At 67.0% G+C, this 13,068-nt stretch carries 12 protein-coding genes; 2 read left to right on the plus strand and 10 right to left on the minus strand.

What is annotated here, in order from left to right; all coding sequences use genetic code 11:
• Window positions 1–3: 3 nt before the first annotated feature.
• The 4 genes from ELR47_RS00415 to ELR47_RS00430 all read right to left on the minus strand — a co-directional run bounded on the left by ELR47_RS00415 (window position 4) and on the right by ELR47_RS00430 (window position 3,160).
• Entirely contained in the window at window positions 4–438 is a 435-nt protein-coding gene (locus ELR47_RS00415) for a universal stress protein (protein ID WP_130648094.1), read from the minus strand.
• Between the two features lie 94 nt (window positions 439–532).
• Window positions 533–715 (minus strand): DUF4177 domain-containing protein, encoded by a 183-nt coding sequence (locus ELR47_RS00420; RefSeq protein ID WP_130648095.1) that lies wholly within the window; start codon window positions 713–715, stop codon window positions 533–535.
• 85 nt (window positions 716–800) lie between these two features.
• Window positions 801–1,892 carry a zinc-dependent alcohol dehydrogenase gene (locus ELR47_RS00425; protein WP_130648096.1) on the minus strand — a complete coding sequence of 364 codons (1,092 nt, stop codon included), beginning with the start codon at window positions 1,890–1,892 and terminating at the stop codon, window positions 801–803.
• Window positions 1,886–3,160 (minus strand): Rieske 2Fe-2S domain-containing protein, encoded by a 1,275-nt coding sequence (locus ELR47_RS00430; protein WP_130648097.1) that lies wholly within the window; start codon window positions 3,158–3,160, stop codon window positions 1,886–1,888. Before ELR47_RS00430 ends, ELR47_RS00425 begins: the two co-directional genes overlap by 7 nt.
• Before the next feature lie 120 nt (window positions 3,161–3,280).
• Here ELR47_RS00430 and ELR47_RS00435 point away from each other — a divergent pair, with 120 nt between their 5' ends.
• On the plus strand, window positions 3,281–4,093 hold the full coding sequence (locus ELR47_RS00435; RefSeq protein WP_165403744.1) for an SDR family NAD(P)-dependent oxidoreductase: 813 nt from the start codon (window positions 3,281–3,283) through the stop codon (window positions 4,091–4,093).
• A 94-nt stretch (window positions 4,094–4,187) separates the two neighbouring features.
• Window positions 4,188–5,411, plus strand: a complete 1,224-nt coding sequence (locus ELR47_RS00440) for an MFS transporter (protein WP_130648099.1) — start codon at window positions 4,188–4,190, stop codon at window positions 5,409–5,411.
• Between the two features lie 30 nt (window positions 5,412–5,441).
• Here ELR47_RS00440 and ELR47_RS00445 read toward each other — a convergent pair whose 3' ends face one another.
• The 6 genes from ELR47_RS00445 to ELR47_RS00475 form a co-directional block, all read right to left on the minus strand.
• Entirely contained in the window at window positions 5,442–6,278 is an 837-nt protein-coding gene (locus ELR47_RS00445; RefSeq protein ID WP_130648100.1) for an SDR family NAD(P)-dependent oxidoreductase, read from the minus strand.
• A complete protein-coding gene (locus ELR47_RS00450) occupies window positions 6,275–7,252 on the minus strand; it encodes an NAD-dependent epimerase/dehydratase family protein (protein ID WP_130648101.1) in 978 nt (325 codons plus the stop codon). The genes ELR47_RS00445 and ELR47_RS00450 overlap by 4 nt, the downstream gene beginning before the upstream one ends.
• A 67-nt stretch (window positions 7,253–7,319) precedes the next feature.
• The gene (locus tag ELR47_RS00455; protein WP_130648102.1) at window positions 7,320–8,657 is read right to left on the minus strand and encodes an MFS transporter; all 1,338 of its coding nucleotides are present in this window, start codon (window positions 8,655–8,657) and stop codon (window positions 7,320–7,322) included.
• The gene (locus ELR47_RS00460; protein WP_130648103.1) at window positions 8,654–10,444 is read right to left on the minus strand and encodes an ABC transporter permease; all 1,791 of its coding nucleotides are present in this window, start codon (window positions 10,442–10,444) and stop codon (window positions 8,654–8,656) included. Before ELR47_RS00460 ends, ELR47_RS00455 begins: the two co-directional genes overlap by 4 nt.
• 124 nt (window positions 10,445–10,568) lie before the next feature.
• Complete coding sequence (locus ELR47_RS00465) at window positions 10,569–11,792, minus strand: ABC transporter substrate-binding protein (RefSeq protein ID WP_338031010.1); 1,224 nt, start codon at window positions 11,790–11,792, stop codon at window positions 10,569–10,571.
• Between the two features lie 87 nt (window positions 11,793–11,879).
• On the minus strand, window positions 11,880–13,064 hold the full coding sequence (locus tag ELR47_RS00475) for an ABC transporter ATP-binding protein (protein WP_130648106.1): 1,185 nt from the start codon (window positions 13,062–13,064) through the stop codon (window positions 11,880–11,882).
• Window positions 13,065–13,068 lie beyond the last annotated feature (4 nt).

The following is a 13,068-nucleotide window of genomic DNA, read 5'->3' on the forward strand; positions in this document are numbered from 1 at the left end:
GTCCTACTCCTCGTCCGCCTTCACGGCGAGCACCGAACACTCGGCTCCGAGCAGGATGTCCTGCGAGTTGCTGCCCAGGATCAGCTTGCCCACGCGTGATCGCCGGCGAATGCCAACGACGATGAGGTCCGCCTCGTACTCGGCAGCGGCGCCCAGAACCGCATCGGCCGGCGTGCCCGCCGCTGCCGGGACGGAAACCGCGACGGTGACGTCGCGCGCACGGAACTCTTCGGCGAGCCGCTCGAGCTCCTCTTCGCGTTTGCGTAGATCATTCAGATAGTGGCCGGCCTCGTCCTCTCCCCGAGGCCGTGCGACGTGACCGACTAGCACGACCCGACCGCCAGCCTCGCGAACCAATTCCGTGGCCTCGTCGATCGCGGCCCGCCCCGCCGGCGTCAGGAGGGCGCCGACCACGACGGTCTTGGCTTGCTGTGTCATCTTCTCACCTTGCTACGCCTCGGACCGTGTTCCGCTCGAGTGTCGGCGGCGACGGCACCTGCACGGACGCGAGGAACCGGTCACGCACAGATCGTCAGTCGCGGGCAAAGATCACCAGCAGATACCCCGTGGTCGAGGAGTTGTAGATGATGGGTTGGATCCCCTCTTGACGCCACCCGTCGGCCTCGAACTCGTTGAGTACTTCCGTAAGGCGATCTGCAACCACGTTCGGCATCACACCCGTCGCACGCACGTCAACGACCTTGTACTCGGCCATCGATGGCCTCCTCTCGCTTGCTCCGTACCGGCACGCCCTTGATCCGGCGCGTCCGAGGCGGCCCCGGCGGGGACGGCCCCGGGTGTTACGACTTCTGCGGTTCTATCACCAGATGGACCGCGTCACGCGCCTGCAACCGCTCGAACGCTTCGGCGACGTTCTGCAAGCCATAGGTGGGCTCGTGCAGCGGCGCGATGTCGATGCGGCCCGACCCCAGCCAGGCGAGTGCCGTCTCGACGGCCTCAAAGCCGTGCCCGCGGACACCCCTGACCGTCACTTCCTTTGCCAGGATCGTCTTCAGTCCGGGCAACTCGTCGGCCGCGCCGGTCGCCGCCATCACGACCCGCCCGCCACGTCGGACCACGTCGAGTGCCACCGACATCGTCAGGGTTCCCGCCCCGGAGATATCGGCCACGACGTCGACGCCATCTGGCAGGCGCTTCAGGACCGCATCCGTGACGTCCTGCTCGTCCGCCACCAGCACCTCGTCGGCCCCGAGGACCGAGGCCAACTCCAGCCGATGGCGATCCTGAGCCAGCCCCGACACGATGATCGGGCCGCACCCGGCGGCCTTCGCCGCCATCAAGCAGGCCAGCCCCTGCTGGCCAGGCCCTTGGATCAACACCGATTCCCCCGCCCGAACACCGGCATCGATCGTCATCCACTGGACCCCGTTGCTCAATGGCAACGCGAACGTCGCGACATCCGCCGGCACACCTTCGGGTACCTCGTGGAGCACCGTGTTCGGGTGCAGGTATTGATGCTGCGCGAAGCCGCCCCACAGCTGCGGGGACCGGGTGATCGACGTCGTGCCGTAGCGCAACGCCTTCGGATCGCGGCTGTTCGTCTGGGCGCAGGCGCGATAGCGGCCGATCCGGCACGGTCGGCATGCGCCACAGGGGACATACTCCTCCATGAGGTAACGCCGCTCGGAATTCACACCCCACCGCGCGATGGTTGCCTCGTCGCCATCGATGACCCGTCCAACCGTTTCGTGGCCGAGGATCACCGGCGCCGGGAGGTCACCGAAGAACTTGGGTATATCCGCGCCACAGATGCCCGAGGCGTCGATCTCAAAGATGGCTCCGTCATCCGGATCGGGAACCGTGAACTCCCGGACCTCACTGTGTCTGGACGCCTGCGTGACGGCGGCCAGCGTCGACCGCGGCCTCACCATCGGGCCACCAACTCGCCCTTGAAGTAATCCCGCCAGTCACCGTCTTCCTCGGTGAGGATGGCCTCCGCCGGACGGATCTGGCTGGTGATCTGACGGTCGGTACCCCGCAGCGGGCGGCCGGCCTGCACGTCCTCTATGGCGTCGAGCAGCAGGCGCCGGGCGGCGATGATCGCTCGATCCGAAGTTCCGAGGTGTTCCCGGCTCCGGTCGCAGATGGGATCCATCCCCTCCTGCAGAGCGAAGTCCTGGGTGTTGATGCCTTCGATGCCAGTGTAGGTCTGCGTCCGCTGGACTTCACGGTCGATCAGGTAGTCGTTCGAGGCATTCCGCTGCAGCCAGTACGTCTCACCGATGAAGTGCTCGGGCCCGCGCCCGGCGCGCGACTCCGACCGTTCGAAGTCTTCGCGAGAGAGAGGGATGTCGAGGTCGGTCGGAGCCATGAAGTTGTAGACGGCCGTGGTGTAGTCGTCCATCGGCGCCCACAGATGCCCGTGCATGGTCGGCATGTCGTTTGGCTGCCCGTCCCACGCCACCGTGGCTGGCCGAATCTGCTGGAAGGGCATCACGAACTGATAAACCCGGATGTAGCGGCGGTTCTCGCTGATGCGGCGGATGCTGGCGTAGCGGAAGCCGTAGTCGGTGACCTCGACCTCGAGTTTTGGATGCGTGTCCTGCTGACGGAGCAGGGACGTCGTCGAAAGGTCGTTGTTGTGCGCGAATGACGAGTGGGTCGTATCGATCCCACCTTCGAGAGCTTGCAGCCAGTTGGCGCGCTCGTTGGTACGCGAGACGCCACCCCCGCCTTTGAAGGCACGCATCCACTCGTAATCGGGCGCCTCCGGCATCTCGGCCCGCGGCCCCAGGTAGGCCCAGACCACCCCGGCGGCCTCATGCGTGGGGTAGGCCGTCATGTTGATCTTGGCCTTCAGCGGGCTGTCCGGCGGCTCGGACGGGAGGTCGACACAGTTGCCCGCGGTGTCGAACTTCCAGCCGTGGTAGACGCAACGCAGACCCGCTTCCTCGTTTCGACCGAAGAACATCGGTGCACGACGGTGCGGACACTTCGAGTCGATCAGCCCGACCTCGCCGCGGCTGTCTCGAAACGCGACGAGCGACTCGCCAAGCAACTGGACGCGGACGGGAGGCGAGTCGGGCTCGGCCACCTCCTGGGCTAGCAGTGCGGGCTGCCAGTACCGCCGCATCACCTCACCCATCGGCGTGCCGGGCCCGACGCGGGTGATTGCTTCGTTCTGTTCGGCCTTCAGCATCGCTCGCTCCCTTTCAGTCGCGACAGTCCAGCGGTCGTACGCGGCTTCCACCCACCGACTGCCTGTGTACCGTACCTTTGGTGTGGTGTAAAGGTCAGACCGTGGACAGAGGAGGGCATCGTGACAGAACTGCTGGCGGGAAGGATCGCGCTCGTCACCGGCTCCACGAGCAACATCGGTCTTGCCACAGCGCGTGAGCTGGCCGCACACGGCGCCCTCGTCGTCGTTCACGGACGCGACCCGGCGCGTGCCGAGCCCGTTGCCGCGGAGCTCGACGGCGACGTCGTCACCGGGGATCTCGCGAACCTCGACGAGATCGACGCCATGTTCGAGCAAATCGGGCGGCGCCATGGACGTCTCGACATTCTCGTGAACTCCGCGGCCACCACGTCGCGCACTCACCTGCTCGAGCTCGAACTGGAGGAGTGGACGCGCGCCATGGCCATCAACGCCACCGCCGTCCTGCGCACCATCCAGCAGGCCGTGCCCTTGATGCCCGACGGCGGCGCCATCGTCAATATCACGACCTCTCTCGTCCCCCAACCAGCCATCGGGCGCGGCGCATATGCGGCGTCGAAGGCCGCAATGGACGCACTCACTCGTCAGGCGGCACTGGACCTGGCGGGTCGGGGCATCCGCGTGAACGCCGTCGTGTCGGGCCAGGTCGGGAGTCCTGTCGGGCAGCGCGAGCTCGGTCGCCGGTCAACGTCGACACCAACGATCCCGCTGGGTCGGATCGGCCGCCCCGAAGAGATCGCGAGCGTCGTCCGGTTCCTGGCGTCGGACGACGCGAGCTATCTCACCAATTCGTTCGTCACCGTCGACGGCGGGCGCATGCACGCCGCCGCCGTCGACGGCTTCCCCGGCCCACGCGTCGGGGGCTCCCACGCGAATTCGTCGTCACCGACCGGGCGGGCCGGATCCGGCCGTTGACTCGTCGCCGGGGCCATCACGGCCTGGGGGCGAGCCGACGTCGGCGGTCACCCGGACCGGGTGCCGCCAACCCGTCGAGCAGCAGGGGGTGCACATGTCACGAGTCAGCGACAGCCCGGTCCGAGACCGCGACTTCCTGCTGTATTTCGCGGGTGTCACGCTCTCGGAGGTCGGCGTCCGTGGCACGCTTGCCATCAACCTCTACCATGTCTACCTGCTCACCGAGTCGAGTCTCTTCGTCGGCCTGGTCGGTCTGTTCCAGTTCGTGGCCGTCATCTCGCTCGGTCCCCTGGGCGGTGCCATCGCCGACCGTGTCGATCGCCGCACCCTCGTCCAGGTCATGCAGGGCGTGTCGCTCCTGACCAGCGCTGGACTGGCCGCGGCCACCTACCTGGGCGTGGTCACCCCGCTACACATCTACGTGGCCGTCCTGCTCAACACCGGGGCGTCGACGTTCGACATGCCGGCCCGTCGGGCGCTCATACCCGGCATCGTCCCCCGACACCAGCTTGTCAAGGCCTTCGCGCTCGTCACCCCGGGTCGCGAACTCGCGTTCATGGTCGGCCCCGCCCTCGGCGGCGTGCTCGTCGCGATTGGCGGGCCGGGGCTGATGTATGCCGTCGATGCCGGGACCTACCTCGTACTCATCGTGAGTCTCGCGGTGCTGAAGATCACGCCGGCACCACGTCGCAGTGATCATCCGACTCTGGCGCGGAGCATCCTCGACGGCTTCGGGTACGTACGTCGTCGGCCGATCGTGTGGCAACTTTTGGGCATGGACGTCGTCGCCATGTTGTTCGGGGCCTACATGGCGGTGATCCCCGCGATCGCCGAGGACATCCTCGGTGTCGGCCCCACCGGCTACGGGTTGTTGATGTCGGCCGTCCCCGCGGGAGCGCTCCTCGGGTCCTGGTTCATCTTCCGGTCGATGCACCGGTTGCGAGGCGGGCACGTCGTCATCTGGTCCGTCGCTGCGTACGGGCTCGCGTGCATCATGTTGGCGCAGTCCCGGGGGTTGCTGCTGGCGATCGCGGCGGCCCTCGCCATCGGGGCGTTCGACGCGATGGGCTCGACCGTCAGGCAGGCGGCGGTACAGGTCGAGATCCCCGACGAACTCCGGGGCCGGGTGTCATCCATCCAGCAGATGGCGACGCGCGGCGGCCCGGCCTTGGGGACCCTGCACATCGGGGCCGTCGCCGGGGTCCTCGGGCCGACGCTCGCCCTGACCCTGGGTGGCGTGGTGCCCGTGCTCGTGGCCGGAGCCGTGGCCAAGTTCACCCGGACCCTGCCGGCCTACGACGTCCCGACGAGTGCGTAGTCCCGGCGAGGCGCGACGACGCCGTGTCGGTCAGCGCAGGCGCCGATTCAGGACGCCGCCCTCCGCGGGCACATCCTTGCCGGTCACGTACGCCGCCAGATCGGACAGCAGGAAGAAGGTGACCCCGACATAGTCGTCGAGCACCCCCCGCCGCCCGATCGGGATCGACTCGGCTCCGAGCGAAGCCGCGTTCGACGCGGGGCGCAGACGCGGCGAGCCCGGCGTGGCGTCGTGCGCGATGAGTGGCGTCGGGGTCTGGCCAGCACTCACGCAGTTCACACGAATGCCGTCCGGGCCGCCCTCGATCGCCAGCTGCGACGCGACCCGCAGGAGCGCCGCCTTGCTGGTCCCGTAGAGGAGCTTGCCGGGTTGGGCCCGGTACGCCTCGACGGAGCCGACGTGCACGATGCTGCCGCCCCCGCTCTCTCGCAGGGCCGGGAACGCCGCCTGGCTCAGGAAGATCGCGCCGAAGAGGTTCGGCCCCATGACCTGGTCGATCGCCGCGCGATCGATGGACCCGAACGGCAGGCCGGCGTCACTGACGGCGGCAGCGTTGACGACGCCCGTCAGACCACCGAACCTCGCCACCGCGGCCTCGACGGCACGGCGGCCATCCGCCTCCGCGGCGATATCCCCCGCAACGATCGCGACGCGGTCCGGCGCAGCGATCAGATCGGCAGTCTCCTCGAGTCCGGGTTCGGTCCGTCCCATGAGGACGACGTTCCCACCGAGCGCCCCCAGAGCGAAGGCCACCCGCCGACCGATCGCGCCCCCAGCCCCGGCCACCAACACCGTCGATTCCGCGCCGAGGCCAGGCAGGACGACACGGTGCCAGTCGATCTCCAACGCATCGTCGGTGCGACTCATACCAGCCCTCCACGGACGGCGCGTTCACGCGTCACGTAGTCGGCGACCCCGCTCACCCCGGGAAACGCCGGCTCATACCCGAGTTCACGCCGTGCGCGCTGAATGTCCATCACGCCTTGCGTCGCACTCGCGATCTTCGTCTCGTCGTGGTCACCGAACTCCAGTCGATGATCGGGACACTGTCGCATCACCTCCTCGGCCCACGCCCGTAGGGTCGTGAGTTGACCACTCGCGATGTTGAAAACCCCATCGGTCGATGGCGGCGCGAAGGCCGCGAGCACATGGCCGCGACCGACGTCGGCGTTGTACACGACGTCATCTGCGACGTCGGCATTGTCGATCCTCAGGTGACGGCCGGCGAGGGCGGCATCGACGATCTGTGCCTTCAGGCCGGCGTACCCCGCGTGCTGCCCCCCCTTTCCCGGACCGAACGTGGAACCGAGTCGTAGCGCGATGATCTCCAGGCCCCACAGCCTGCGACAGTGATCCGCAGCCGCCTCGAGTGCCTTCTTCGAGGCGCCGTACACGTGCATCGGCGTCCCCTCGACCCCCTCATGGATCGGGGCGAACTGCGGCGGGCCATGCTCGGCAGGCAGCCGTCCGTAGACGCCCTTCGTGGACGTGTAGACGACGCGGCCGATGCCCGCATCCCGCGCGGCCTCGAAGATGTTCAGGCTCCCGATGACGTTGGTCTCGTAGGCCAGACGCGGGTCCTTCTCGGCACTGGACGAGAGTGCAGCCGCGCAGTGGATGACCCGGTCGATCGAGCTGGTGGCGAGTGCTCGGTCGATCGTCTCCCGGTCCAGGATGCTGCCCGCGACGTGCTGGACCGCGTCCCCCATCTCTGGAAGGAGACGAAGGTCACGACGCCGGCTGAACACCGTCACGTCATGGCCGTCCTCGACCAGCAACCGTGTCACCCACGAGCCGATGGCGCCGAAACCGCCCGTGACGAGAATCTTCTCTGCCGTCATGTCGTTCTCCCTCGAGTTGCGCGCACGGCTGCCTCGCAGGCACCCGGGCGAGTCCGTGCAGGTCCACTCACGATGTCGACGTCCGCGCCGTATGACGCACGAGGGTGACCGCCGCCCCCAGGGCGAGTGCCGCCGTGAGTCCGAACCCGACGTGCAGCGACGCGACGTCCGCGACGAGCCCGTTCACCGCAGCGGCGAACGGCCGGGTCCCCAGGAACGCGACGCCCCACAGGGCCATCACGCGGCCGCGAAGCTGTTCAGGGACGATGAGTTGGATCCGCGTCGTCAGCGAACTCGTCGCGAGCAGGAAGCCGGTTCCGGCGATGAACATCCCCAGCACCGACAACGCCGGAGACGCGATCACGACGAGCACGGCGTTGCCGCTGGCCAGGAGAAAGAACCCGGTCGCGCCGACACCCGCGATCCCGACGCGCCGGCGGATCGCGGCGAAGACGGTGATAGACAGGAACGAGCCGATGCCGAATGCGGAGGCCATGACGCCGACCAGTACCTCGGACGCACCCAGGGCATCGGCCAGTGGCGGTGTCAGGGTGATGACCGGGTCGACCACGATCCCGATGACCGCCACGCCCAGCAGCAACGCGCGCATCTCCCGATGGGACCAGGCGTAGCGGAGCCCCGCCCAGACCGAGCGTTCGGTGGCTGCATCGACGCTCGGGATATGGATGATCCACAGCACGGTGATGACGAAGAGGACGTGACCGGCCGCCGCCACGGTATAGCCGGCCGCCGGCCCGAGACCGGCGTAGAGCAGCGCCCCGAGCGCGGGCCCGACCGCACGGGCGATTGCCGCCGTGGTGGAGTTGAGTGCCACAGCGACCGGAAGGTCGCGGGCGCTCACCAGGCTCGGGATGATGGCCTGCATGGCAGGATTCGCCAAGGCCAGACCGACGCCGATGATGGCCGTCGCCACGAGTATGAGCAGTCCCCCAGCGAGCGCCTCGACACCGTCGAACCGGATGAGGGCCGCCAGCGTCAACAAGCTCCCCGAGGTCAGCAGCTTGCTCGCGCCAAGCACCGCGCGCCTCGGGTGGCGGTCGCTGAGGGCGCCTGCCCACGGTGCCAGCAGCGTCTGCGGGAGGAACTGCGCCATGCTGACCGCACCGACCATTATGGCCGATCGCGTCAACTCGTACATCAGGATGGCGGACACGACGTTGGTGAGCCAGATCGCCGTGGAGGTCACGAGCTTGCTGGCGAAGAATGGCCCGTAAGCCCGGTCGAACACAAGCTGCCAGGCACTACGCGGCTCGGTCGCGGCTGATGTGCTCGGGCGGTCGTCTTCGCCGTCCGCCCGGCGCGACGCGGGTGGCGTGCCGGAGGACTTCGCGTCGAGGGGGCGCTTTCCCGCTCCCTCCGCTTCGGTTGGGCAGGGGTTGGTCAACCTCGGGCCTTGAAGCCGAGCAAGCGTGCGACCAGGGCGACGCCCACGGTGCCGATCAGGATGAAGACACCCACCACCGAGGCGGCCTCGAGGTTGAAGTCAGCCATCTGGTTGAGCTGCAGGATCGACAGTGGCTGGTTCCGACTGGTCGAGAGCAGGGCGACGTGGCCGGTCGTCTTGACCGCGGTGGAGAACGCCAAGACGCCGACCACCGCCAAGGTGGGCGCGATCAGCGGCAGCACCACGCGACGGAAGGTGTAGAACCAGTTTCCGCCGGACGCGCGCGATGCCTCTTCGAGTTCTGCGCCGATCTGGATCAGGCTGGCCTTGACCATCTGGGTGGTCAGCGTCATCGCACCGAGCGCGGCTACGACGATCAGGATCGACATCGTGCCGAACATCGGTCGCAGAAAGGGCACGTTGATGAACAGGATCAGGTAGCCGAGGCTGATCACGATGCCCGGAAGCATCGATGGCAACCACACCATGTAGTCGAGGAAGACACGTCCCTTGAGTTGCGTCCGCACGACCGTGTAGGCGATCACGGAGAAGATCACCATCGCCACGAAGGCCGTGCCGAACGACAGCACGGTGGAGTTCCACAGCGCGCCGGTGAACGCGCGGTTGTTGAGGATCGTCGTCCAGTTGTCGAGCGTCCAGGTCGGCGTCGCGTCGAAACGGCCGAAAATGTTCATGAACGTCCCCATGATGACCATCGCCATGGGAAAGATGGTCATGATGAAAACCATGCTCGCGATCAGCGCGAAGGTCGGCCACTTCCACTTGCCCAGCGGCCGGGGGACGTTGGTCGACTTTCCTGTCAGCGTGGCGTGCCCGCGACGTGCCGTGTAGATGCGTTGGAACACCACGGCGGGGAGCATGAGGACGAGCGAGATCATGCCGACGACGGTGGCGGTCGAGTACTGCGGAGTCGAACGCCGGACGAGGCGGTAGATCTCGGTGCTCAGGACGTCGATCCGACGTGGTGTCCCGAGGATGAGTTCGATCTCGAATGCTTCGAGTGAGCGAATCGTCCCGAGCACAAGCGCCACGAGCAGCGTGGGCGCCACCAATGGGATGACGACATGCCGCATCGTCTGCCCGCTCGTGGCCCCCGAGGAGCGCGATGCCTCCTCCAGCGCCGCGTCGAGGTTGCGGAACGCCGGGGTCAACAGCATGACCTTCACCGGCAGGGTCCCCGAGACCAGGTGAACCCAGACGATGCCCCACCAGGAGTAGATGTCGAACGGTCCGTTCTGGATGAAGGGCAGTGCTTCCAGTGCGCGGTTGGCGACGCCGTAGAAGGGGTCGAAGACCATGATCCACGACAGCGTGACGGTCAGCCCGGGCAGGAATACGGCCACCCAGAAGCCATACTCGAGCACCTTCGCGTACGGCAGATCGGTGCGGGCGATCACCCACGACAGCCAGACCCCGACGATCATCGCGATCGTTTGTCGCGTCAGCGAGATGTTGATCGTCGTCAACAAGGACGAGCGGATGCGGGAGTTGGCCATGACCTCCCGCCAAGCCTCGAAGCCATAGCCCGTGCTGGCACCGAAAGCTCCCTCCTGCAGCGAGATCTGCAGCATGATGAGGATGGGCCCGATGACGAGCAAGGCGATGAAGGCGACAAGGACCAGGAACGGCACCGACCAGTGCTGGCCTGCGCCTCGGGTCACGCGCCCGAACAGCCGCTGACGCCAGCCGCGCTTGGGCGAGCCGATACCATCGTGCGGCGTGAGCTCCTCGATTTCAGCCACCGTCTCTGGCGTGACTTGCGACATCCTCGGTCTCTTTCCGTGACGGCGGGGTGCGCCTCGCGATGCGCCGACGCCACGACGTCTCGTGCGACATCTGGCCCTGGCTGCCCCCGCCGTCGCGTTGGATGGCGGGGGCAGCGGGACGGCTTCAGCCGTCCAGGGCGATTTCGTTCACCCGCTCGACACTCTCGGTCCCCTCGGCGGTCCCGATGACGGGCGGGTACTGGGACATGTCGTCGTACTGCGGCGAGGCGTCGGGGGCGGGGAACTCCACACCCACCCGACGGCTCGACGAGTTGAAGCGCGTCACGTCGGTCCAAACTTGCTGGCCCTCCTGGCTGAGGTGCCAGTTGAGGAAGACCGCGGTGGCGTTCGGATTGGGATTGTCGGCGAGCACGGCAGTACCGTACGCCACGACGTACTGGGCCCAATCGGTTTGGATGACGTTCTCGGCGAGTCCCGCGTCCTGCAGATCCTCGAGGTCGTCAACGTTGGCACCGAAGCCCACGGCCGCGCGACCATCGGCGACCCACTGCAGCATCGTGCTCGGATCCTCCACGAAGACCATTCGCTGGTCGTGGACGAGTTCACGCAAGGACTCCTCACCGAATTCCGGCTGCGCGAGGAACCACGCGAGGCTCATGCTGCCCCCGTTGACGTTCGTGGGGTCCCGCGAGACGATCTGCCCCTGCAGAGACTCGTCGTACAAGTCGGTTGGCTGGGCATCCTCGCCCAGGAGGTCGGTGTTGACGTAGGCACCCCCACTGAGGACGTACTCGTGGAGGAAAACCCGGTTCGACTCGTCGCTGTAGACCAGGCCACCGACCCAGTTGTCCTCCTCGCGGATGGATTCATCCTCTAGGACGTCCAGCCAAGGCCCGAGCTCCTGGACCCCCGCGATGGGCACGAGCGAGGCCTGGATGTTGCCGGTGGCGGCCACCACGAGGTCCCAAAGGAACTCGCCCGCCTGCTGTTCAGCGATCACGCGTCCGACGTAGTCGCTCGGGGAGTTGGCGGTGCAGTCGACGTCGATGTCATAGTCCGCCATCGCGGCGATGACTTCCTGGCACCAGTCCTCGTAACCGGAACCGCGGTGCACGGAGATGACCAACTCCCCTTCGTCCGCAGCGGCTGCGACGATCTCGTCCCAGCTTCCAGCGACGCCGAGATCGTTCGTCCCTGCAGCGGCTTCGTCGGTGTCGGTGTCGGTGTCGGTGTCGGTGTCGGTGTCGGTGTCGGTAACACCGGTGTCGCCTCCGATCTCTTCCTCGAAGGCGTCGTCACCGCCACAGGCGGCGAGCGCCAGCGCCAGGGCGACAAGGCCCACCGTCGCCCGGCGCACTCGGCGAATGGGTGCTGCAGTTTTGGCCATGCTCACGGGGTCTCTCCCTGTTGCCGACAACGCGTCGGGCGATCCGACGTGCGTACCACTGGTGTGGTCGTCCGACGATCGCGATCGTCAGACGACTCCCTCCATTGCTGCCTGGCGCTGCGCGCTCGACTGCTCCGTGCCGTCGATGTCGGTCACCGACCACACCTGCGTCCACTCGGGTGGCAATTCCACGATGACGCGTTCGCCTTCGTGCCACTCCCGCTCCACACCGACGACCACCAAGAACTCCAGGCCCCACGAGGTCTTGAGTTGCAGTTCGTAGTGGTTGCCGATGAACAGCACGACCTCGACCTCGGCCGGCACGCCGGACGCGCCGCTGTCGCATGGGTGGATCTGGACCTTCTCGGGTCGGATGGCCACTTCGGCGCGGTTGCCCACCTCGAGCGTCTCACGGTGGCGGATCTGCCCGGAGACCTCGTCCCCGCTGGGGAACCGCACACGAGCGGTCTGCTCACCGACGCCGACCAGTTCTCCGGCGAGGATGATGGTGTGGCCGACGAAGTCGCGAACGAACTGTTCGGTCGGTTCGTTGTACATCGTCTTGGGATCGGCCACCTGGATGATCCTCCCCGTACGCATCAGCACGATCGAGTTGGACATGCTGAGGGCCTCGGTCTGGTCGTGGGTGACGAACAGGACCGTCAGTCCGAGGCGCCGCTGCAGCGATTTCACCTCGGCGCGCATGTGTTCTCGTAGCTGGGCGTCCAGATTGCTGAACGGCTCGTCGAGCAGCAGCAGTTTGGGTTCGTAGACGAGGGCGCGGGCGAGCGCGACGCGTTGCATCTGACCGCCACTGAGCTTCGTCCCAGGGCGGTCCTGCATGCCCTCCATGCCCACGAGCGCGAGCACCCGCTCGATGGCCGCGTCGATCTCCTTCTTCGGACGCTTGCGCAGTTTGAGCGGGTACGCGATGTTCTTGGCGACCGTCATGTGCGGCCAGATGGCGTAGCTCTGGAACACCATCCCCATCGACCGCTTGTGCGGCGGGACGAAACCATCGTCGGAATCCAAGACCTTGCCCTGGTACTCGATCTGCCCACCGGTGGCACGTTCCAGACCCATGACGAGCCGCAGTGTGGTGCTCTTTCCGCAGCCGCTCGGACCCAGAAGGGTGAGGATCTCGCCCTCGTGCACATCGAAGCTGACGTCGTTGACGGCACGGACGTCACCGAACGCCTTCTCCACGTTGCGCAGGCGCAGCACTGGTGTCCGGGCCGCGTCGGCTCGATCGGTTTGATCTGGCTGTGGCATCCAC

This window comes from Egicoccus halophilus (genome assembly GCF_004300825.1).
GTDB classification, from domain to species: domain Bacteria; phylum Actinomycetota; class Nitriliruptoria; order Nitriliruptorales; family Nitriliruptoraceae; genus Egicoccus; species Egicoccus halophilus.

Coding starts and splice junctions, on each gene's coding strand:
- ELR47_RS00415 (WP_130648094.1), bottom strand. CDS start 438: ATGACACAGCAAGCCAAGACCGTCGTGGTCGGCGCCCTCCTGACGCCG.
- ELR47_RS00420 (WP_130648095.1), bottom strand. CDS start 715: ATGGCCGAGTACAAGGTCGTTGACGTGCGTGCGACGGGTGTGATGCCG.
- ELR47_RS00425 (WP_130648096.1), bottom strand. CDS start 1,892: ATGGTGAGGCCGCGGTCGACGCTGGCCGCCGTCACGCAGGCGTCCAGA.
- ELR47_RS00430 (WP_130648097.1), bottom strand. CDS start 3,160: ATGCTGAAGGCCGAACAGAACGAAGCAATCACCCGCGTCGGGCCCGGC.
- ELR47_RS00440 (WP_130648099.1), top strand. CDS start 4,188: ATGTCACGAGTCAGCGACAGCCCGGTCCGAGACCGCGACTTCCTGCTG.
- ELR47_RS00445 (WP_130648100.1), bottom strand. CDS start 6,278: ATGAGTCGCACCGACGATGCGTTGGAGATCGACTGGCACCGTGTCGTC.
- ELR47_RS00450 (WP_130648101.1), bottom strand. CDS start 7,252: ATGACGGCAGAGAAGATTCTCGTCACGGGCGGTTTCGGCGCCATCGGC.
- ELR47_RS00460 (WP_130648103.1), bottom strand. CDS start 10,444: ATGTCGCAAGTCACGCCAGAGACGGTGGCTGAAATCGAGGAGCTCACG.
- ELR47_RS00465 (WP_338031010.1), bottom strand. CDS start 11,792: ATGGCCAAAACTGCAGCACCCATTCGCCGAGTGCGCCGGGCGACGGTG.
- ELR47_RS00475 (WP_130648106.1), bottom strand. CDS start 13,064: ATGCCACAGCCAGATCAAACCGATCGAGCCGACGCGGCCCGGACACCA.